General features: G+C 66.2%; 30 protein-coding genes. All 30 read left to right on the forward strand.

From position 1 onward, the window contains the following. The first annotated feature begins 13 nt into the window (after positions 1-13). Positions 14-604, forward strand: a complete 591-nt coding sequence (locus AB0D59_RS09135; RefSeq protein ID WP_362562738.1) for a hypothetical protein — start codon at positions 14-16, stop codon at positions 602-604. Between the two features lie 544 nt (positions 605-1148). After that, a complete protein-coding gene (rpsJ, locus tag AB0D59_RS09140; protein WP_003948644.1) occupies positions 1149-1457 on the forward strand; it encodes a 30S ribosomal protein S10 in 309 nt (102 codons plus the stop codon). Positions 1458-1474: 17 nt separating this feature from the next. After that, positions 1475-2119 (forward strand): 50S ribosomal protein L3, encoded by a 645-nt coding sequence (rplC, locus tag AB0D59_RS09145; RefSeq protein WP_352223084.1) that lies wholly within the window; start codon positions 1475-1477, stop codon positions 2117-2119. Between the two features lie 7 nt (positions 2120-2126). Then, positions 2127-2783 carry a 50S ribosomal protein L4 gene (gene rplD / locus AB0D59_RS09150; RefSeq protein WP_362562741.1) on the forward strand — a complete coding sequence of 219 codons (657 nt, stop codon included), beginning with the start codon at positions 2127-2129 and terminating at the stop codon, positions 2781-2783. Beyond that, positions 2783-3202, forward strand: coding sequence for a 50S ribosomal protein L23 (gene rplW / locus AB0D59_RS09155; RefSeq protein WP_362562744.1), 420 nt, complete (start codon positions 2783-2785; stop codon positions 3200-3202). Before rplD ends, rplW begins: the two co-directional genes overlap by 1 nt. Positions 3203-3240: 38 nt before the next feature. Next, positions 3241-4077 (forward strand): 50S ribosomal protein L2, encoded by an 837-nt coding sequence (gene rplB, locus AB0D59_RS09160; RefSeq protein WP_362562747.1) that lies wholly within the window; start codon positions 3241-3243, stop codon positions 4075-4077. 12 nt (positions 4078-4089) lie between these two features. Then, a complete protein-coding gene (gene rpsS / locus AB0D59_RS09165) occupies positions 4090-4371 on the forward strand; it encodes a 30S ribosomal protein S19 (protein WP_003948639.1) in 282 nt (93 codons plus the stop codon). Between the two features lie 44 nt (positions 4372-4415). Beyond that, the gene (gene rplV / locus AB0D59_RS09170; protein WP_003974262.1) at positions 4416-4763 is read left to right on the forward strand and encodes a 50S ribosomal protein L22; all 348 of its coding nucleotides are present in this window, start codon (positions 4416-4418) and stop codon (positions 4761-4763) included. After that, on the forward strand, positions 4763-5590 hold the full coding sequence (gene rpsC / locus AB0D59_RS09175) for a 30S ribosomal protein S3 (RefSeq protein WP_093499641.1): 828 nt from the start codon (positions 4763-4765) through the stop codon (positions 5588-5590). Before rplV ends, rpsC begins: the two co-directional genes overlap by 1 nt. 5 nt (positions 5591-5595) lie before the next feature. After that, positions 5596-6015, forward strand: coding sequence for a 50S ribosomal protein L16 (gene rplP, locus AB0D59_RS09180; protein WP_030788270.1), 420 nt, complete (start codon positions 5596-5598; stop codon positions 6013-6015). Next, positions 6015-6239, forward strand: coding sequence for a 50S ribosomal protein L29 (gene rpmC, locus AB0D59_RS09185; protein WP_030174543.1), 225 nt, complete (start codon positions 6015-6017; stop codon positions 6237-6239). The genes rplP and rpmC overlap by 1 nt, the downstream gene beginning before the upstream one ends. Further along, positions 6239-6526 (forward strand): 30S ribosomal protein S17, encoded by a 288-nt coding sequence (gene rpsQ / locus AB0D59_RS09190; RefSeq protein WP_362562750.1) that lies wholly within the window; start codon positions 6239-6241, stop codon positions 6524-6526. Before rpmC ends, rpsQ begins: the two co-directional genes overlap by 1 nt. A 103-nt stretch (positions 6527-6629) precedes the next feature. Then, positions 6630-6998, forward strand: coding sequence for a 50S ribosomal protein L14 (gene rplN, locus AB0D59_RS09195; RefSeq protein WP_003992364.1), 369 nt, complete (start codon positions 6630-6632; stop codon positions 6996-6998). Positions 6999-7000: 2 nt separating this feature from the next. Next, entirely contained in the window at positions 7001-7324 is a 324-nt protein-coding gene (gene rplX / locus AB0D59_RS09200) for a 50S ribosomal protein L24 (protein ID WP_030967306.1), read from the forward strand. Then, positions 7324-7881, forward strand: a complete 558-nt coding sequence (gene rplE, locus AB0D59_RS09205; RefSeq protein WP_093499638.1) for a 50S ribosomal protein L5 — start codon at positions 7324-7326, stop codon at positions 7879-7881. Before rplX ends, rplE begins: the two co-directional genes overlap by 1 nt. Positions 7882-7886: 5 nt before the next feature. Next, positions 7887-8072 (forward strand): type Z 30S ribosomal protein S14, encoded by a 186-nt coding sequence (locus AB0D59_RS09210; RefSeq protein WP_003948630.1) that lies wholly within the window; start codon positions 7887-7889, stop codon positions 8070-8072. 212 nt (positions 8073-8284) lie between these two features. Beyond that, the gene (rpsH, locus tag AB0D59_RS09215; RefSeq protein WP_089099428.1) at positions 8285-8683 is read left to right on the forward strand and encodes a 30S ribosomal protein S8; all 399 of its coding nucleotides are present in this window, start codon (positions 8285-8287) and stop codon (positions 8681-8683) included. A gap of 24 nt (positions 8684-8707) precedes the next feature. After that, positions 8708-9247: a 50S ribosomal protein L6 gene (gene rplF / locus AB0D59_RS09220; RefSeq protein WP_351693707.1), complete on the forward strand. Its 540-nt coding sequence runs from the start codon at positions 8708-8710 to the stop codon at positions 9245-9247. 3 nt (positions 9248-9250) lie between these two features. Further along, on the forward strand, positions 9251-9634 hold the full coding sequence (gene rplR / locus AB0D59_RS09225) for a 50S ribosomal protein L18 (protein ID WP_089099426.1): 384 nt from the start codon (positions 9251-9253) through the stop codon (positions 9632-9634). Positions 9635-9670: 36 nt separating this feature from the next. Further along, complete coding sequence (rpsE, locus tag AB0D59_RS09230) at positions 9671-10276, forward strand: 30S ribosomal protein S5 (protein WP_016645168.1); 606 nt, start codon at positions 9671-9673, stop codon at positions 10274-10276. After that, positions 10276-10458 (forward strand): 50S ribosomal protein L30, encoded by a 183-nt coding sequence (rpmD, locus tag AB0D59_RS09235; RefSeq protein ID WP_006376032.1) that lies wholly within the window; start codon positions 10276-10278, stop codon positions 10456-10458. Before rpsE ends, rpmD begins: the two co-directional genes overlap by 1 nt. Positions 10459-10460: 2 nt before the next feature. Beyond that, on the forward strand, positions 10461-10916 hold the full coding sequence (gene rplO, locus AB0D59_RS09240) for a 50S ribosomal protein L15 (RefSeq protein WP_328480229.1): 456 nt from the start codon (positions 10461-10463) through the stop codon (positions 10914-10916). Between the two features lie 190 nt (positions 10917-11106). Continuing rightward, positions 11107-12420: a preprotein translocase subunit SecY gene (secY, locus tag AB0D59_RS09245; RefSeq protein WP_362562754.1), complete on the forward strand. Its 1314-nt coding sequence runs from the start codon at positions 11107-11109 to the stop codon at positions 12418-12420. After that, a complete protein-coding gene (locus AB0D59_RS09250) occupies positions 12420-13085 on the forward strand; it encodes an adenylate kinase (protein WP_362562757.1) in 666 nt (221 codons plus the stop codon). Before secY ends, AB0D59_RS09250 begins: the two co-directional genes overlap by 1 nt. Positions 13086-13337: 252 nt before the next feature. Further along, positions 13338-13718 carry a hypothetical protein gene (locus tag AB0D59_RS09255; protein WP_362562760.1) on the forward strand — a complete coding sequence of 127 codons (381 nt, stop codon included), beginning with the start codon at positions 13338-13340 and terminating at the stop codon, positions 13716-13718. A 323-nt stretch (positions 13719-14041) separates the two neighbouring features. Continuing rightward, on the forward strand, positions 14042-15130 hold the full coding sequence (locus AB0D59_RS09260) for a hypothetical protein (RefSeq protein WP_362562763.1): 1089 nt from the start codon (positions 14042-14044) through the stop codon (positions 15128-15130). An 89-nt stretch (positions 15131-15219) separates the two neighbouring features. Further along, positions 15220-16056 (forward strand): type I methionyl aminopeptidase, encoded by an 837-nt coding sequence (gene map, locus AB0D59_RS09265; RefSeq protein ID WP_362562766.1) that lies wholly within the window; start codon positions 15220-15222, stop codon positions 16054-16056. 250 nt (positions 16057-16306) lie between these two features. Next, a complete protein-coding gene (gene infA, locus AB0D59_RS09270; protein ID WP_003948620.1) occupies positions 16307-16528 on the forward strand; it encodes a translation initiation factor IF-1 in 222 nt (73 codons plus the stop codon). Positions 16529-16589: 61 nt separating this feature from the next. Next, a complete protein-coding gene (gene rpmJ / locus AB0D59_RS09275) occupies positions 16590-16703 on the forward strand; it encodes a 50S ribosomal protein L36 (protein ID WP_003998809.1) in 114 nt (37 codons plus the stop codon). A gap of 224 nt (positions 16704-16927) precedes the next feature. Further along, positions 16928-17308: a 30S ribosomal protein S13 gene (rpsM, locus tag AB0D59_RS09280; RefSeq protein ID WP_020941684.1), complete on the forward strand. Its 381-nt coding sequence runs from the start codon at positions 16928-16930 to the stop codon at positions 17306-17308. The last annotated feature ends 11 nt before the right edge of the window (positions 17309-17319 follow it).

A 17319-nucleotide genomic window follows, 5' to 3' on the forward strand; every position in this document is an offset into this window, starting at 1 on the left:
GCGAGAAGGCTGCATGACTACAGAAGGCATCGAAGAACACCTGTCCGTGTACCGGCTGCTGCCGAGCATGAGCGACTTTCAGCTGCTCCACCTCGATGACCAGGTCGTGGAGCTCATGCGGTGGCAGCGAGCGGGCTCCGCCGGGCCGTACCCCGCGCGGTTCACCGCCGAGTGGGCAGGTGACCCGCGGTGGCCGAAGAGCGAGTTTCCCACCGGGGACGCCAGCTCGCCGGTGCTGAGCCGCCGTATCGCCGATCTGCTGTGGGACGACCTGGAGAAGGCAGGGCGTCTGCTCCCCGTGCGGATCAAGAACGCGGACGACGGCTACCTGCTGTATCTCGTCGAGCGGGTGGTGGACTGCCTGGACACCGAGCGGTCGTCGGTCCCCGACCGGATCGGCCGGATCCGGGAGTCCGTCTTCCGGGCGGATGCTGTGCCGGCCGACGTCCCCGCCTTCCGCCCCACCGCCTTTCCCACGGCCGTCTGCTGGAACGGCTGGGCCGCGCGCCTGCTGAGCGGGCTGCTCGGGGACCAGCTGGAGTGCCGGCTGGTGTGGTCGGAGGACCCCGGGCCGGTACCGCACCCTGATCCCTGGGGATTCTGAGCGAGCTTCGAGATCATGGTCGACGTAAGCACCGAATTGAGTCAGCTGGCTGATCTCGCCGAGGACGGCGAGGAAGAGGACTGGTCGTGACGGGAGTCGGCGGGCGCCCGGATCGACCTCGTGTTTGACCTACGTCACCCTGGGGGTATTCTCTCCCGCTCGATTGGCCAGCCCCGTGTCCCGTATGGCAGACTGTCGGAGTTGCTCGGCCGAGTGTTGATGCTGTGCGCCTCCCGCCGGGAGGACCGGAAGCGAGTCCCACAGTACTCGTCGTCCTAACTGCCATACGGCAGCACTGGGGCGGACGTACGGGAATCTTTCGGGAAGTGTGGTGCGGCACCGGTCAGGCGCCCGGTGGGCCTTCCGCCCCCGGCTTGCGGTTCCGGACGGGCCGTGTGCATTCCCCGCAGGGATGTTCGAACAAGGGGCATCCGTGTCAGCGGGAGCGCGACACACCCGACCGCGTGGGTCGGAGGGAACGAAGGCAGCAGAAGGAATCCACCGGGTTCCGGAGCGTAAGAAGAGACAGGACTACTGAGTAGCCATGGCGGGACAGAAGATCCGCATCCGGCTCAAGGCCTACGACCACGAGGTCATCGACTCTTCGGCGAAGAAGATCGTCGAGACGGTGACTCGCACTGGTGCGTCGGTCGCGGGCCCGGTGCCGCTGCCCACTGAGAAGAACGTGTACTGCGTCATCAAGTCGCCGCACAAGTACAAGGACTCGCGCGAGCACTTCGAGATGCGCACACACAAGCGCCTGATCGACATCCTCGACCCGACCCCCAAGACCGTTGACTCTCTGATGCGACTCGACCTCCCGGCCGGTGTCGACATCGAGATCAAGCTCTGAGGGCCGGTGATCTGAGAATGGCTAAGCAGATCAAGGGCATCCTGGGCGAGAAGCTCGGCATGACGCAGGTGTGGGACGAGAACAACCGTGTCGTCCCGGTCACCGTCGTCAAGGCCGGCCCCAACGTCGTCACCCAGGTCCGTACCAACGACGTCGACGGCTACGAGTCGGTCCAGATCGCCTTCGGCGAGATCGACCCGCGCAAGGTGAACAAGCCCCTCAAGGGTCACTTCGCGAAGGCCGACGTCACCCCCCGTCGTCACCTCGTCGAGATCCGGACGGCCGACGCCACCGAGTACACCCTCGGTCAGGAAGTCACCGCCGAGGTCTTCGAGGCCGGCGTGAAGGTCGACGTCACCGGCAAGAGCAAGGGCAAGGGCTTCGCCGGTGTCATGAAGCGTCACAACTTCAAGGGCCTCGGCGCCGGTCACGGCACCCAGCGCAAGCACCGCTCGCCCGGTTCCATCGGTGGCTGCGCCACCCCGGGCCGCGTGTTCAAGGGCCTCCGCATGGCGGGTCGCATGGGCAACGAGCGGGTCACCACCCAGAACCTGACCGTCCACGCCGTTGACGCGGAGAAGGGTCTGCTGCTCATCAAGGGCGCGGTTCCCGGTCCGAACGGCGGCCTCGTCCTGGTCCGCACCGCGGCCAAGGGGGCCTGAGGTACCGATGAGCACTGTTGACATCCTTTCGCCTGCGGGCGAGAAGACCGGCACCGTCGAGCTCCCCGCGGAGATCTTCGGCGTGGAGAACATCAGCATTCCGCTGATTCACCAGGTCGTCGTCGCGCAGAACGCCGCTGCCCGTCAGGGCACGCACAAGACCAAGACCCGCGGCGAAGTCCGTGGTGGCGGCAAGAAGCCGTACCGCCAGAAGGGCACCGGCCGCGCCCGTCAGGGTTCGACCCGCGCCCCGCAGTTCGCCGGCGGTGGCGTCGTCCACGGCCCGCAGCCGCGTGACTACTCGCAGCGCACCCCGAAGAAGATGAAGGCTGCCGCTCTGCGTCACGCCCTCACCGACCGGGCGCGCCACAACCGCATCCACGTCGTCTCCGGCGTGATCGAGGGCGAGAACCCCAGCACCAAGGCCGCTCGCACGCTGTTCGGCAAGATCTCGGAGCGCAAGAACCTGCTCCTGGTCGTCGACCGCGCCGACGAGGCCGCGTGGCTGTCCGCCCGCAACCTGCCCCAGGTCCACATCCTGGAGCCGGGCCAGCTGAACACGTACGACGTGATCGTCTCGGACGACGTGGTCTTCACCCAGGCCGCTTTCGAGTCCTTCGTCGCCGGCCCGCAGGCCAACGACACCGAAGGGACCGAGGTCTGATGGCTACCCGTCACCCGAGCATCGCCTCGAAGGCCGCCAAGGCCGCCAAGGCCGCACGCGTCGCCAAGGCGCGCCGCCACGAGGCCGAGGGCAAGAACACCGTCGAGACCCCGCTGAGCAAGTCCTTCACGGACCACCGTGACGTGCTGCTCAAGCCGGTCGTCTCGGAGAAGAGCTACGCGCTTCTCGACGAGGGCAAGTACACGTTCATCGTCGCCCCGGGCGCCAACAAGACCCAGATCAAGCAGGCCGTCCAGGCGGTCTTCGACGTCAAGGTCACCGGGGTCAACACCCTCAACCGCCAGGGCAAGCGCAAGCGCACCAAGACCGGTTTCGGTCAGCGCGCGGGCTCCAAGCGCGCGATCGTGACCCTCGCCGAGGGCGACCGTATCGACATCTTCGGCGGTCCGTCCGCGTAAGCGGGTCGGATCGTCCGATATCGGACGAGGACTGAGAAATGGGAATCCGCAAGTACAAGCCGACTACGCCGGGCCGTCGTGGCGCCAGCGTCGCCGACTTCGTCGAGGTCACGCGGTCCACGCCGGAGAAGTCGCTGGTCCGCCCGCTGCACAGCAAGGGCGGCCGTAACAACGCCGGTCGTGTGACCGTTCGCCACCAGGGTGGCGGACACAAGCGCGCCTTCCGAGTGATCGACTTCCGTCGTCACGACAAGGACGGCGTGCCGGCGAAGGTCGCGCACATCGAGTACGACCCCAACCGCACCGCGCGCATCGCGCTGCTGCACTACGCGGACGGCGAGAAGCGCTACATCCTCGCCCCGCGCAACCTGCAGCAGGGCGACACCGTGGAGAACGGTCCCGGGGCCGACATCAAGCCGGGCAACAACCTGGCCCTCCGCAACATCCCGGTCGGTACCACGATCCACGCGATCGAGCTCCGTCCCGGTGGTGGCGCCAAGTTCGCCCGCTCCGCGGGTGCCTCGGTGCAGCTGCTCGCCCGTGAGGGCGCCATGGCGACCCTCCGTATGCCGTCCGGCGAGGTCCGCATGGTGGACGTGCGCTGCCGCGCCACCGTCGGTGAGGTCGGCAACGCCGAGCAGTCGAACATCAACTGGGGCAAGGCCGGCCGCAAGCGGTGGCTGGGCGTTCGCCCGACCGTCCGTGGTGTCGTCATGAACCCGGTCGACCACCCGCACGGTGGTGGTGAGGGCCGGACGTCCGGTGGTCGTCACCCCGTCTCCCCGTGGGGCAAGAAGGAAGGTCGTACTCGTTCGCCCAAGAAGGCGTCGAACAAGTACATCGTCCGCCGCCGCAAGACGAACAAGAAGCGTTAAGGACTGGTTGAGATGCCTCGTAGCTTGAAGAAGGGGCCCTTCGTAGACGACCACCTGATCAAGAAGGTGGATGTCCAGAACGAAGCCGGCACCAAGAACGTCATCAAGACCTGGTCCCGTCGCTCGATGATCGTCCCGGCCATGCTCGGTCACACGATCGCGGTGCACAACGGCAAGACCCACATCCCGGTGTTCGTCACCGAGTCGATGGTCGGCCACAAGCTCGGCGAGTTCTCGCCGACCCGCACCTTCCGGGGCCACGTCAAGGACGACCGGAAGTCGAAGCGCCGCTAACAGCGGATCGCATTCAGACACGTAAGTAACTGAGAGGGACAACCATGGAAGCCAGGGCCCAGGCGCGGTACATCCGCGTTACGCCCATGAAGGCCCGCCGCGTGGTGGACCTTATCCGTGGCATGGACGCCACGGAGGCTCAGGCTGTTCTGCGATTCGCTCCGCAGGCAGCCTCCGTGCCGGTCGGCAAGGTGCTCGACAGCGCCATCGCCAACGCCGCGCACAACTACGACCACACCGACGCCGACAGCCTCTTCATCTCCGAGGCGTACGTCGACGAGGGTCCGACCCTGAAGCGGTTCCGGCCGCGCGCCCAGGGCCGTGCCTACCGGATCCGCAAGCGGACCAGCCACATCACCGTGGTCGTCAGCAGCAAGGAAGGAACCCGGTAATGGGCCAGAAGGTTAACCCGCATGGGTTCCGGCTCGGTGTCACCACGGACTTCAAGTCCCGGTGGTACGCCGACAAGCTGTACAAGGACTACGTCAAGGAAGACGTCGCCATCCGTCGGATGATGACGTCCGGCATGGAGCGCGCCGGCATCTCGAAGGTGGAGATCGAGCGCACCCGTGACCGTGTGCGTGTGGACATCCACACCGCGCGTCCGGGCATCGTCATCGGCCGCCGTGGCGCCGAGGCCGACCGCATCCGCGGTGACCTCGAGAAGCTCACGGGCAAGCAGGTCCAGCTGAACATCCTCGAGGTCAAGAACCCCGAGACGGATGCCCAGCTGGTCGCGCAGGCCGTCGCCGAGCAGCTCTCCTCCCGCGTCTCCTTCCGTCGCGCCATGCGTAAGAGCATGCAGTCGGCGATGAAGGCCGGCGCCAAGGGCATCAAGATCCAGTGCGGTGGCCGCCTCGGCGGCGCCGAGATGTCCCGCTCGGAGTTCTACCGCGAGGGCCGTGTGCCCCTGCACACGCTCCGCGCGAACGTGGACTACGGCTTCTTCGAGGCCAAGACGACCTTCGGCCGCATCGGTGTGAAGGTCTGGATCTACAAGGGCGACGTCAAGAACATCGCCGAGGTCCGCGCCGAGAACGCCGCTGCCCGCGCCGGCAACCGCCCGGCCCGTGGTGGTGGCGCTGGTGACCGCCCGGCCCGTGGTGGCCGTGGTGGCGAGCGGCGCGGTCGCAAGCCGCAGCAGGCTCCCGCTGCCGAGGCCCCCCAGGCCGAGGCCGCTGCCGCTCCGGCTGCTGAGAGCACCGGAACGGAGGCCTGACCGACATGCTGATCCCCCGTAGGGTCAAGCACCGCAAGCAGCACCACCCGAAGCGTCGCGGTGAGGCCAAGGGCGGTACCACGGTCGCGTTCGGCGAGTACGGCATCCAGGCCCTCACGCCGGCGTACGTGACCAACCGCCAGATCGAGGCGGCCCGTATCGCGATGACCCGCCACATCAAGCGTGGCGGCAAGGTCTGGATCAACATCTACCCGGACCGCCCGCTGACGAAGAAGCCTGCCGAGACCCGCATGGGTTCCGGTAAGGGTTCTCCGGAGTGGTGGATCGCGAACGTGCACCCGGGCCGGGTCATGTTCGAGCTGTCCTACCCCAACGAGAAGATCGCCCGTGAGGCCCTGACTCGCGCAGCCCACAAGCTGCCGATGAAGTGCCGGATCGTCAAGCGCGAGGCAGGTGAAGCGTGATGTCGGCCGGTACCAAGGCGTCCGAGCTGCGCGAGCTGGGCAACGAGGAGCTTCTTGGCAAGCTCCGCGAGGCCAAGGAAGAGCTGTTCAACCTCCGCTTCCAGGCGGCGACGGGTCAGCTCGAGAACCACGGTCGGCTGAAGGCCGTCCGTAAGGACATCGCGCGGATCTACACCCTGATGCGTGAGCGCGAGCTGGGCATCGAGACGGTGGAGAGCGCCTGATGAGCGAGAGCAACGTGACTGAGAACGCAACCGAGGCGCGCGGTTTCCGCAAGACCCGTGAGGGTCTCGTCGTCAGCGACAAGATGGACAAGACCGTCGTCGTCGCCGTCGAGGACCGCGTGAAGCACGCGCTGTACGGCAAGGTCATCCGCCGTACGAACAAGCTCAAGGCGCACGACGAGCAGAACGCCGCGGGCGTCGGCGACCGTGTCCTCCTCGCGGAGACCCGGCCGCTGTCCGCGACGAAGCGCTGGCGCGTCGTCGAGATCCTCGAGAAGGCCAAGTAAATCTCCTGCGGGGCATCCCTCGCAGGACAGTTCCGCCAGGCTCCGGGCGGGTGTGCAACTTTGACACCCGCCCGGGGAACCGGCAGACAAACAGGAGATAGACGTGATCCAGCAGGAGTCGCGACTGCGCGTCGCCGACAACACTGGTGCGAAGGAAATCCTTTGCATCCGTGTGCTCGGTGGCTCCGGTCGCCGCTACGCGGGCATCGGTGACGTCATCGTCGCCACCGTCAAGGACGCGATCCCCGGCGGCAACGTGAAGAAGGGTGACGTCATCAAGGCGGTCATCGTTCGCACCGTCAAGGAGCGCCGCCGTCCGGACGGCTCGTACATCCGCTTCGACGAGAACGCCGCCGTCATTCTGAAGAACGACGGCGACCCTCGTGGCACCCGTATCTTCGGCCCGGTCGGCCGTGAGCTGCGCGAGAAGAAGTTCATGAAGATCATCTCGCTGGCTCCGGAGGTGCTGTAAGCATGAAGATCAAGAAGGGCGACCTGGTCCAGGTCATCACCGGTAAGGACAAGGGCAAGCAGGGCAAGGTCATCGCGGCCTACCCCCGCGAGGACCGCGTCCTGGTCGAGGGTGTCAACCGGGTCAAGAAGCACACCAAGGCCGGTCCGACCGCTCGCGGTTCGCAGGCCGGCGGCATCGTCACGACCGAGGCGCCCGTCCACGTCTCCAACGTCCAGCTGGTCGTTGAGAAGGACGGCAACAAGGTTGTCACGCGTGTCGGTTACCGCTTCGACGACGAAGGCAACAAGATCCGCGTTGCCAAGCGGACGGGTGAGGACATCTGATGGCTACCACCACTGCTCCGCGTCTGAAGCTGAAGTACCGCGAGGAGATCGCGGGCAAGCTGCGTGACGAGTTCAAGTACGAGAACGTCATGCAGATCCCCGGCCTCGTCAAGATCGTGGTCAACATGGGTGTCGGCGACGCCGCCCGTGACTCGAAGCTGATCGAGGGCGCGATCCGCGACCTGACCACCATCACCGGTCAGAAGCCGGCCGTGACCAAGGCCCGCAAGTCCATCGCGCAGTTCAAGCTGCGTGAGGGTCAGCCGATCGGCGCCCACGTCACGCTCCGTGGCGACCGCATGTGGGAGTTCCTGGACCGCACCCTGTCGCTCGCGCTCCCGCGCATCCGCGACTTCCGTGGTCTGTCCCCCAAGCAGTTCGACGGCCGTGGCAACTACACCTTCGGTCTCACGGAGCAGGTCATGTTCCACGAGATCGACCAGGACAAGATCGACCGCACCCGGGGTATGGACATCACCGTGGTGACCACGGCGACCAACGACGCTGAGGGCCGCGCGCTCCTTCGTCACCTCGGCTTCCCGTTCAAGGAGGCGTGAGCGAGATGGCGAAGAAGGCTCTGATTGCCAAGGCTGCTCGCAAGCCGAAGTTCGGTGTGCGTGGCTACACCCGCTGCCAGCGTTGTGGCCGCCCGCACTCCGTGTACCGCAAGTTCGGCCTGTGCCGCGTGTGCCTTCGTGAGATGGCTCACCGTGGCGAGCTGCCGGGCGTGACCAAGAGCTCCTGGTAATCCCCCTTTTAGGGATTCCGGAGGCTCTCGGTAAGCAATGGGCGTGTCAGGTGCCCACCCCTTCATGGCTTAGGCTTGGAGGGTTGGGCGCCTGACGGTCGCCCGTACGACTTACTACGCCGTAGGTCCACCGCACCGCACCCGCCTCGTCTCGGATCGAGGAGAGGGATGGGCACCTGGAAACCCCGGCGAGAGAGGCCGAAGGCCAATTCATGACCATGACTGATCCGATCGCAGACATGCTTACGCGTCTGCGGAACGCGAACTCGGCATACCACGACTCCGTGACGATGCCGGCGTCGAAGATCAAGTCTCACATCGCGGAGATCCTCCAGCAGGAGGGCTTCATCACGGGCTGGAAGGTCGAGGACGCCGAGGTCGGCAAGAACCTCGTCCTGGACCTGAAGTTCGGTCCCAACCGTGAGCGCTCCATCGCGGGCATCAAGCGGATCTCCAAGCCCGGTCTCCGGGTGTACGCGAAGTCCACCTCCCTGCCCAAGGTGCTGGGTGGCCTCGGCGTGGCGATCATCTCCACGTCGCACGGGCTCCTCACCGACAAGCAGGCCGGCAAGAAGGGCGTAGGCGGGGAAGTCCTCGCCTACGTCTGGTAGCAGAAGGGAACGGAGGAAACAGCTATGTCGCGTATTGGCAAGCTCCCCATCACGGTTCCCGCCGGCGTGGACGTCACCATCGACGGCCAGACGGTCTCGGTCAAGGGTCCCAAGGGCTCGCTGACCCACACCGTTGTGGCGCCGATCGAGATCGCCAAGGGTGAGGACGGCGTTCTGAACGTCACCCGCCCCAACGACGAGCGTCAGAGCAAGGCCCTGCACGGCCTGTCCCGCACGCTGGTGGCGAACATGATCACCGGCGTGACCCAGGGTTACGTGAAGAAGCTCGAGATCAGCGGTGTCGGTTACCGCGTGACCGCCAAGGGCTCGAACCTCGAGTTCGCGCTCGGTTACAGCCACCCGATCCTCGTCGAGGCCCCCGAGGGCATCAGCTTCAAGGTCGAGAACCCCACCCGGTTCTCGGTCGAGGGCATCGACAAGCAGAAGGTCGGCGAGGTCGCGGCCAACATCCGCAAGCTGCGCAAGCCCGACCCGTACAAGGCCAAGGGCGTCAAGTACGAGGGCGAAGTCATCCGCCGCAAGGTCGGAAAGGCGGGTAAGTAAGCCATGGCATACGGACAGAAGATCCTCAAGGGCGACGCCTACAAGCGCGCCGCGATCAAGCGCCGTCACATCCGGATCCGTAAGAACATTTCCGGTACGGCGGAGCGTCCCCGTCTGGTCGTTACCCGCTCGAACCGCCACATCGTGGCCCAGGTGATCGACGACATCAAGGGTCACACCCTGGCGTCGGCGTCCACGCTGGACACCTCGGTCCGTGGTGGCGAGGGTGACAAGTCCGCGCAGGCCAAGCAGGTCGGCGCCCTGGTCGCCGAGCGTGCAAAGGCCGCCGGTGTCGAGGCCGTGGTGTTCGACCGTGGTGGCAACCAGTACGCCGGGCGCATCGCTGCCCTGGCGGACGCCGCCCGCGAAGCCGGGCTCAAGTTCTGAGCCGCTTGTAGCTAGCGGAAAGAGAGAGGTAATCCAATGGCTGGACCCCAGCGCCGCGGTGGCGGTGCCGGTGGCGGCGAGCGGCGGGACCGGAAGGGCCGTGACGGCGGCGCTGCTGCCGCCGAGAAGACCGCGTACGTTGAGCGCGTTGTCGCGATCAACCGCGTCGCCAAGGTTGTGAAGGGTGGTCGTCGCTTCAGCTTCACCGCGCTGGTCGTGGTGGGCGACGGTGACGGCACCGTGGGTGTCGGTTACGGCAAGGCCAAGGAGGTGCCGGCCGCCATCGCCAAGGGTGTTGAGGAGGCCAAGAAGCACTTCTTCAAGGTCCCCCGTATCCAGGGCACCATCCCTCACCCCATCCAGGGTGAGAAGGCCGCGGGCGTCGTCCTGCTCAAGCCGGCTTCGCCGGGTACCGGTGTTATCGCCGGTGGTCCCGTGCGTGCCGTGCTGGAGTGCGCCGGCGTTCACGACATCCTGTCGAAGTCCCTGGGCTCCGACAACGCGATCAACATCGTGCACGCGACCGTGGCGGCCCTCAAGGGCCTGCAGCGTCCCGAGGAGATCGCGGCCCGCCGCGGTCTGCCCCTCGAGGACGTCGCCCCCGCGGCTCTGCTTCGTGCGCGTGCGGGAGCGGGTGCGTAATGGCTCGCCTCAAGGTCACGCAGACGAAGTCGTACATCGGCAGCAAGCAGAACCACCGTGACACCCTGCGGTCCCTTGGTCTCAAGGGGATCAACACCGTGGTCGTCAAGGAGGACCGCCCCGAGTTCCGCGGCATGGTGCACACCGTCCGCCACCTCGTGACGGTTGAGGAGGTCGACTGATCATGGCGGAGAACAACCCGCTCAAGATCCACAACCTCCGTCCCGCCCCGGGCGCCAAGACCGCCAAGACCCGTGTGGGTCGTGGTGAGGCGTCGAAGGGTAAGACGGCCGGTCGTGGTACCAAGGGTACGAAGGCCCGTTACCAGGTTCCGGAGCGCTTCGAGGGTGGCCAGATGCCCCTCCACATGCGTCTTCCGAAGCTGAAGGGCTTCAAGAACCCGTTCAAGACCGAGTTCCAGGTCGTGAACCTCGACAAGCTGGCCGCGCTGTACCCGGAGGGTGGCGAGGTCACCGTCGAGGGGCTCGTCGCCAAGGGTGCCGTTCGCAAGAACAGCCTGGTCAAGGTGCTCGGCCAGGGTGAGCTCTCCGTGGCGCTGCAGGTGACGGTCGACGCCGTCTCCGGCTCCGCCAAGGAGAAGATCACCGCAGCCGGCGGCACCGTCACCGAGCTCGTCTGAGCATCTCGGACGTCATCGATGACGTAAGCGATCCCGACCGGGGATACCCTCACTGTGGGGTATCCCCGGTTGGTCGTTCCTAGGGGGCGTGGTCGCCGGTAAGGTGGCCCGCGCTGTTCTTTTTTCCTTATTCGTCGAACCTCAAGACCGTCACCCTTGACGCAGTTGCGCGGGGGTCGCAGGAGGCACCGTGCTCACCGCGTTCGCCCGGGCGTTCAGGACGCCCGACCTGCGCAAGAAGCTGCTCTTCACGCTGGCCATCATCGTGGTCTACCGGGTCGGCACCCATATCCCGATCCCCGGCGTCAACTACAAAGCCGTCCAGACGTGTGTGAACGAGGCCTCCGGCAACCAGGGCCTGTTCGGTCTCGTCAACATGTTCAGCGGCGGCGCGCTGCTCCAGATCACGATCTTCGCGCTCGGCATCATGCCGTACATCACCGCCAGCATCATTCTTCAGCTGCTGACCGTGGTCATCCCGCGTCTGGAAGCCCTGAAGAAGGAGGGCCAGGCAGGTACGACGAAGATCACCCAGTACACCCGTTACCTGACGGTGGCCCTCGCCATCCTGCAGGGCACCGGCCTGGTGGCCACCGCCCGCAGCGGCGCCCTCTTCTCCGGCTGCACGGTCGCCTCCAGCATCGTGCCGGACCAGGCGATCTTCACCACCATCACGATGGTGATCTGCATGACCGCCGGTACGGCCGTCGTCATGTGGCTCGGTGAGCTGATCACCGACCGCGGCATCGGCAACGGCATGTCGATCCTGATGTTCATCTCGATCGCCGCGACCTTCCCGTCCGCGCTGTGGGCCATCAAGAAGCAGGGCACCCTGGCCGACGGCTGGATCGAGTTCGGCAGCGTCATCGCGGTCGGCCTGGTCATGGTCGCCCTGGTGGTCTTCGTCGAGCAGGCCCAGCGCCGGATCCCGGTCCAGTACGCGAAGCGCATGATCGGCCGCCGGTCCTACGGCGGTACGTCGACGTACATCCCGCTCAAGGTGAACCAGGCCGGTGTGATCCCGGTCATCTTCGCCTCGTCGCTGCTCTACATCCCGGCACTGGTCGCCCAGTTCGCGGGCGGGAACTCGAGCTGGAAGACCTGGATCGAGACCAACCTGTCCAAGGGCACACACCCGGTTTACATCATTTCGTACTTCTTGCTCATCGTTTTCTTCGCGTTCTTCTACGTGGCTATCTCCTTCAACCCCGAAGAAGTAGCCGACAACATGAAGAAGTATGGTGGCTTCATCCCGGGCATCCGGGCTGGCCGACCGACCGCTGAGTACCTGTCGTACGTGCTCAACCGGATCACCTGGCCGGGTTCGCTGTATCTGGGGCTGATTGCTCTCGTACCGACGATGGCGTTGGTTGGCTTTGGGGCAAGCAACAACTTCCCGTTCGGTGGTACCAGCATCCTGATCATCGTGGGTGTGGGACTGGAGACGGTGAAGCAGATCGAGAGCCAGCTCCAGCAGCGCAATTACGAAGGGTTCCTCCGCTGATGCGAATCGTCCTCGTCGGGCCGCCTGGCGCCGGTAAGGGAACGCAAGCCGTTCGCCTTGCCAAGGAGCTGAAGATCCCGCACATCTCCACGGGCGACCTCTTCCGCGCCAACATCAGCCAGCAGACGGAGCTCGGGAAACTCGCGAAGTCCTACATGGACGCCGGCAACCTCGTCCCGGACGAGGTCACCATCGCCATGGCCAAGGACCGCATGGAGCAGCCGGACGCCGCCGGCGGCTTCCTGCTGGACGGGTTCCCGCGCAACGTCTCGCAGGCCGAGGCGCTCGACGAGCTGCTGAAGAACGAGGGCATCAAGCTCGACGCCGTACTCGACCTGGAGGTCTCGGAGGAGGAGGTCGTCAAGCGGATCGCGGGCCGCCGTATCTGCCGCAACGACTCGTCCCACGTCTTCCACGTCACGTACACTCCGCCGAAGGTCGAGGGCGTCTGTGACGTCTGCGGCGGCGAGCTGTACCAGCGCGACGACGACTCCGAGGACACCGTCCGGACGCGGCTCGAGGTCTACCACACGCAGACCGAGCCCATCATCGACTACTACAAGATTCAGGGCCTGGTCGTGACGATCTCCTCCCTGGGTCCGGTGGACGAGGTCACGCAGCGGGCGCTCGCGGCGCTCAAGCGCGAAAAGGCCGAGAACAAGTAGATCGTGGTCCGACCGGCCGCGGTGCCCTCAGGGCGCCGCGGCCGGTTTTTGTGTGCGTGGCCCAGCGGGCGAGGTCGTCAGGCGGATCGCCGGGCGGTGGATCTGCCGGAAGGCCGTTTCAGCGCGTCCGACCAGCAGATTGTCATGGTCCTGTCATAGCTAATTGATGTGGACATGTTGCTTGTGCCTCACATAGTGTTCACAGCGACCTCACCGGCAACACCGGTGACGTACAACCTAGTTGGGGGAACAGTGATCAACTCGAAGCTCGCTCGCGCAGCCATGGTGGTCGGCGCGTCCGCCGCCCTGGTGGTCGGGCTGAGTGCTTCGGCGCAGGCCGACAGCGACAAGCAGATCAACCTCCCGTCGAGCCGTGGGTACATGCACTTCCACGACGACGGCGACGTGTTCTCGGTCTGTGACACCAAGGCCGACGGGTACGGGGTGACCGGTGCTCTGTGGGTCCGGAACTCCGCCGGTATCCAGTCGCAGCTGTGGACCCTTGACGACGGCGGCGACTCCGGCTGCGACAAGAAGGGCGAGAACATCGGCCAGCTCTCCGTCTACAAGATGGAGGTCTGGTGGCACGGTGGCGGCGCTGCCGTCTGGTCGCCGGACTGGTTCAACGAGTAAACCGCGGTTGAGTTGGCTCTCGACCCATGATGCTTGACCTGCTCCTGGGCTGAGATCGACTACAGAGGGGCTGCTCCGGTGTTGCGGGAGCAGCCCCTTCGCCGTCCGTGACGCAGGGGGCCCGCACGCGGTGAACTCCTTCGCTGTCTTTGACACCAACCGGCCGGACTCCTGTCCCAGTCGTCTTTCGTGGAGGTACGAACATGGCTCCGGACCCGCATGCCCGCGCGGGTTTCACAACGCCCTCTCCGGAGGCGCGACCGGCAACGCAATCCACCGTGCGGCCACAACCGCTGCCGCGCCGTCGCAAGGCTCGACGCCTCGTGGTGGCTGCCGTCGTCGCGGTGGCCGTCGCCGTGGTCGCGGTGCCGCTCGCCCTGCGCGGCGGTGACGGGAACGGGCGGCCCGCGAGCGTGCCGGATGCCACGGGTGTGGTGGCGCACCCGGATCAGTCGCCTCCTCGAGAGCTGATCGCGGCGGGGAGGGTCGCCGTCTCGGCGTACTACACGACGAAGCTCGTGAAGCAGCCGAACGGGAACGCGATCGGCACCTACGAGTGGCGGTTGCTCGACACGGCCACCGGGCGGTACGAGAAGACCGACTGGGCCTGGCTGGACGTCGCCCCCGGGACGCGGACCGCGGCGGTGCTCGAGCGCGATCTGCCCGTCAGCCGGATAGGGCTGCTGAACCTGGTCACGGGCAAGGTGCGGCGCTGGATCAAGGTCGACAGGAGCGTCGGCAGTGTGCAGTTCTCACCGGACGGCAAACGCCTGCTGGCGACGGCGTACCGCCTCGATCCGGACGGTCTGTTCAAGGACGTGTCCTACCGGTTGAACGGCAGGACCGTGCCGGGGCCGAAGCAGAGCCGCACCGGCTTCTACGTGATCGATGTCGCCTCGGGCAAGGCGGACTTCGCCGAGCGGCCGGCCAAGAAGAGCGAGGCCCCCGCCGGCGGACGTCAGGACTTCTACTGGAGCCGTGACGGGGAGCTGGTGTGGGAGTTCGGCGGTAACGAGGCGGGCGGCGTCTACTACGACGTGGCCGGCAAGAGGATGCCTGCCCCGGGTCAGGAGGCGGGTGCGTCCTACCCGGAGGCGATCCGGTCCCCCGACGGAAACCTGGTGACGGGTGCCTTCGTCGGGGAGGGCGGTAACATCGTCTCCGAGGTACGGAACGCGAAGACCGGCAAGCGGGCCGCGGTGGTCCCCGGCCAGCAGCTGCTCGCGTGGGCCGACAACAGTCACCTCATCGCCTGGCGGTGCGATCCCGAGCAGTGCAGCCCCGGCAACGGTGAGTTCCGCAACCAGCTGCTGCTGGTCGGCCTGGACGGCAAGGTCACTCCGCTTTCCGGCTTCCGGGGGACGAAGCCGCAGGACGAGGGCCGCTGGATCCCGCTACTCACCCGGCGCTGACCGGGGCGACCACGTGTTGCCGCGTCGCTCGGGGGCCGTACTGTTGCCGTGTACAAAACCGGACTCGCACCCGTGAGGAAGCAGAGCTGATGGTGCAGATCAAGACCCCCGAGCAGATCGCCAGGATGCGTGAGGCGGGGCTGGTCGTCGCCGCCATCCACGCGGCGACGCGTGAGGCAGCGGTGCCCGGGGCCACGACCAAGGATCTGGACCAGGTCGCGCGCAAGGTGCTCGCGGACCACGACGCGAAGCCGAACTTCCTCGGCTACGGCGGCTTCCCCGCGACGATCTGCACCTCGGTGAACGAGGTCGTGGTCCACGGCATCCCGTCCGACGAGGTCGTCCTCAAGGACGGCGACATCATCTCCATCGACTGCGGCGCGATCGTCGACGGCTGGCACGGCGACGCGGCCTACACCGCCTTCGTGGGCTCCGGCCACGCTCCGGAGCTGATCGAGCTCTCCCGGGTGACCGAGGAGTCGATGTGGGCCGGCATCGCGGCGATGAAGCAGGGCAACCGCCTGGTCGACGTCTCCCGGGCGATCGAGACGTACATCCGCCGCCAGCCGAAGCCCGGCGGCGGCAAGTACGGGATCATCGAGGACTACGGCGGTCACGGCATCGGCACCGAGATGCACATGGACCCGCACCTGCTGAACTACGTCGACCGGCGGCGGGGGAAGGGTCCGAAGCTGGTTCCCGGGTTCTGCCTGGCCATCGAGCCGATGGTGTCGCTGGGGACGCCGCGGACCGAGGTGCTGGAGGACGACTGGACGGTCATCACGACCGACGGGACGTGGTCCTCGCACTGGGAGCACTCGGTCGCGCTGACCGAGGAGGGGCCGTTGGTGCTGACGTCTCCCGACGGGGGCCGGGCGAAGCTGGCCGAGCACGGGATCACGGCTGCGCCGGATCCGCTGGGCTGAGCACTATTCGACGCTGCGGCTGGGCGGGGGGTTGAGCGCGCAGTTCCCCGCGCCCCTTGAAGGGGCGCTACAGTCCCGTGCGCTTAATGATCTGCGCTGTGGGGCAGACTCCACCGATTCGTCTTTCCGGGTGCGCTGACGTAGACTGACTCGTCGGCTCTCGTGCACCCGCATGTCCGCATGCGCCCGTGGGGTATCCCAAGCGGGAAGCATAGGAGTCGATCAAGGTAGTCGATTCGAAGGGCGAAGCGTGGCCAAGAAGCAAGGTGCCATCGAGATCGAGGGCACTGTCGTCGAGTCTCTTCCGAACGCGATGTTCAAGGTCGAGCTCCAGAACGGCCACCAGGTCCTGGCACACATCAGCGGCAAGATGCGTATGCACTACATCCGCATCCTCCCTGACGACCGGGTCGTGGTGGAGCTGTCTCCGTACGACCTGACGCGTGGCCGGATCGTCTACCGATACAAGTAGATCTTGCCCAGGTCCCGTGTGAGCGGGGCTGCCGGCAACTGACCCGGAGAACCTCAATCCCATGAAGGTCAAGCCGAGCGTCAAGAAGATCTGCGACAAGTGCAGGGTGATCCGCCGTCACGGTCGGGTCATGGTCATTTGCGAGAACCCGCGCCACAAGCAGCGCCAGGGCTGACGCACGACCGATCCCTCTGCACCCATCGCAGAGATTCGCGCGACGCAAGCTGAATTTGTTCATACGCAGGGCCCGAGCCCCACACGGCTCGACACCCCCGGTTCGGAGGCCGGGGACCCAGGTCGTACCTACTCTTTGGCTGCATCTTTTGAACAGCGTGAAGAGGCCGGCGGCCGGGATCCGGTCCTGCGGAAGACCTCCGAAGATCACCAGGAGCCATTGAAGTGGCACGCGTTTCCGGTGTTGACATCCCGCGCGAAAAGCGTGTGGAAGTCGCCCTCACCTACGTGTTCGGCATCGGCCGTACGCTCTCCCAGCTGACGCTGGCCGAGACCGGCATCGACCCGAACACCCGCGTCCGTGACCTGACTGAAGAGCAGCTGGTCGCGATTCGTGAGTACGTCGACAACAACATCAAGACCGAGGGTGACCTCCGTCGCGAGATCCAGGCCGACATCCGCCGCAAGGTCGAGATCGGCTGCTACCAGGGTCTGCGTCACCGCCGCGGTCTGCCCGTCCGCGGTCAGCGCACCAGCACCAACGCCCGCACCCGCAAGGGCCCGCGTCGCGCGATCGCCGGCAAGAAGAAGCCGGGCAAGAAGTAGTCCTCAGCGGA

Origin of the sequence: Streptomyces sp. NPDC048417 (assembly GCF_040651615.1) — a bacterium.
GTDB lineage: Bacteria > Actinomycetota > Actinomycetes > Streptomycetales > Streptomycetaceae > Streptomyces.

Excerpts from the sequence above, each read along its gene's own strand:
- rplD (WP_362562741.1), top strand. The coding sequence starts at position 2,127 with ATGAGCACTGTTGACATCCTTTCGCCTGCGGGCGAGAAGACCGGCACC.
- rpsC (WP_093499641.1), top strand. The coding sequence starts at position 4,763 with ATGGGCCAGAAGGTTAACCCGCATGGGTTCCGGCTCGGTGTCACCACG.
- rplV (WP_003974262.1), top strand. The coding sequence starts at position 4,416 with ATGGAAGCCAGGGCCCAGGCGCGGTACATCCGCGTTACGCCCATGAAG.
- map (WP_362562766.1), top strand. The coding sequence starts at position 15,220 with ATGGTGCAGATCAAGACCCCCGAGCAGATCGCCAGGATGCGTGAGGCG.
- rplP (WP_030788270.1), top strand. The coding sequence starts at position 5,596 with ATGCTGATCCCCCGTAGGGTCAAGCACCGCAAGCAGCACCACCCGAAG.
- rplE (WP_093499638.1), top strand. The coding sequence starts at position 7,324 with ATGGCTACCACCACTGCTCCGCGTCTGAAGCTGAAGTACCGCGAGGAG.
- AB0D59_RS09250 (WP_362562757.1), top strand. The coding sequence starts at position 12,420 with ATGCGAATCGTCCTCGTCGGGCCGCCTGGCGCCGGTAAGGGAACGCAA.
- rplB (WP_362562747.1), top strand. The coding sequence starts at position 3,241 with ATGGGAATCCGCAAGTACAAGCCGACTACGCCGGGCCGTCGTGGCGCC.
- rplX (WP_030967306.1), top strand. The coding sequence starts at position 7,001 with ATGAAGATCAAGAAGGGCGACCTGGTCCAGGTCATCACCGGTAAGGAC.
- rpmD (WP_006376032.1), top strand. The coding sequence starts at position 10,276 with ATGGCTCGCCTCAAGGTCACGCAGACGAAGTCGTACATCGGCAGCAAG.
- rplO (WP_328480229.1), top strand. The coding sequence starts at position 10,461 with ATGGCGGAGAACAACCCGCTCAAGATCCACAACCTCCGTCCCGCCCCG.
- AB0D59_RS09135 (WP_362562738.1), top strand. The coding sequence starts at position 14 with ATGACTACAGAAGGCATCGAAGAACACCTGTCCGTGTACCGGCTGCTG.
- AB0D59_RS09210 (WP_003948630.1), top strand. The coding sequence starts at position 7,887 with ATGGCGAAGAAGGCTCTGATTGCCAAGGCTGCTCGCAAGCCGAAGTTC.
- rpmC (WP_030174543.1), top strand. The coding sequence starts at position 6,015 with ATGTCGGCCGGTACCAAGGCGTCCGAGCTGCGCGAGCTGGGCAACGAG.
- rplF (WP_351693707.1), top strand. The coding sequence starts at position 8,708 with ATGTCGCGTATTGGCAAGCTCCCCATCACGGTTCCCGCCGGCGTGGAC.
- rplC (WP_352223084.1), top strand. The coding sequence starts at position 1,475 with ATGGCTAAGCAGATCAAGGGCATCCTGGGCGAGAAGCTCGGCATGACG.
- rplW (WP_362562744.1), top strand. The coding sequence starts at position 2,783 with ATGGCTACCCGTCACCCGAGCATCGCCTCGAAGGCCGCCAAGGCCGCC.
- rplR (WP_089099426.1), top strand. The coding sequence starts at position 9,251 with ATGGCATACGGACAGAAGATCCTCAAGGGCGACGCCTACAAGCGCGCC.
- rpsQ (WP_362562750.1), top strand. The coding sequence starts at position 6,239 with ATGAGCGAGAGCAACGTGACTGAGAACGCAACCGAGGCGCGCGGTTTC.
- rpmJ (WP_003998809.1), top strand. The coding sequence starts at position 16,590 with ATGAAGGTCAAGCCGAGCGTCAAGAAGATCTGCGACAAGTGCAGGGTG.
- rpsJ (WP_003948644.1), top strand. The coding sequence starts at position 1,149 with ATGGCGGGACAGAAGATCCGCATCCGGCTCAAGGCCTACGACCACGAG.
- rpsH (WP_089099428.1), top strand. The coding sequence starts at position 8,285 with ATGACCATGACTGATCCGATCGCAGACATGCTTACGCGTCTGCGGAAC.
- rpsS (WP_003948639.1), top strand. The coding sequence starts at position 4,090 with ATGCCTCGTAGCTTGAAGAAGGGGCCCTTCGTAGACGACCACCTGATC.
- rpsE (WP_016645168.1), top strand. The coding sequence starts at position 9,671 with ATGGCTGGACCCCAGCGCCGCGGTGGCGGTGCCGGTGGCGGCGAGCGG.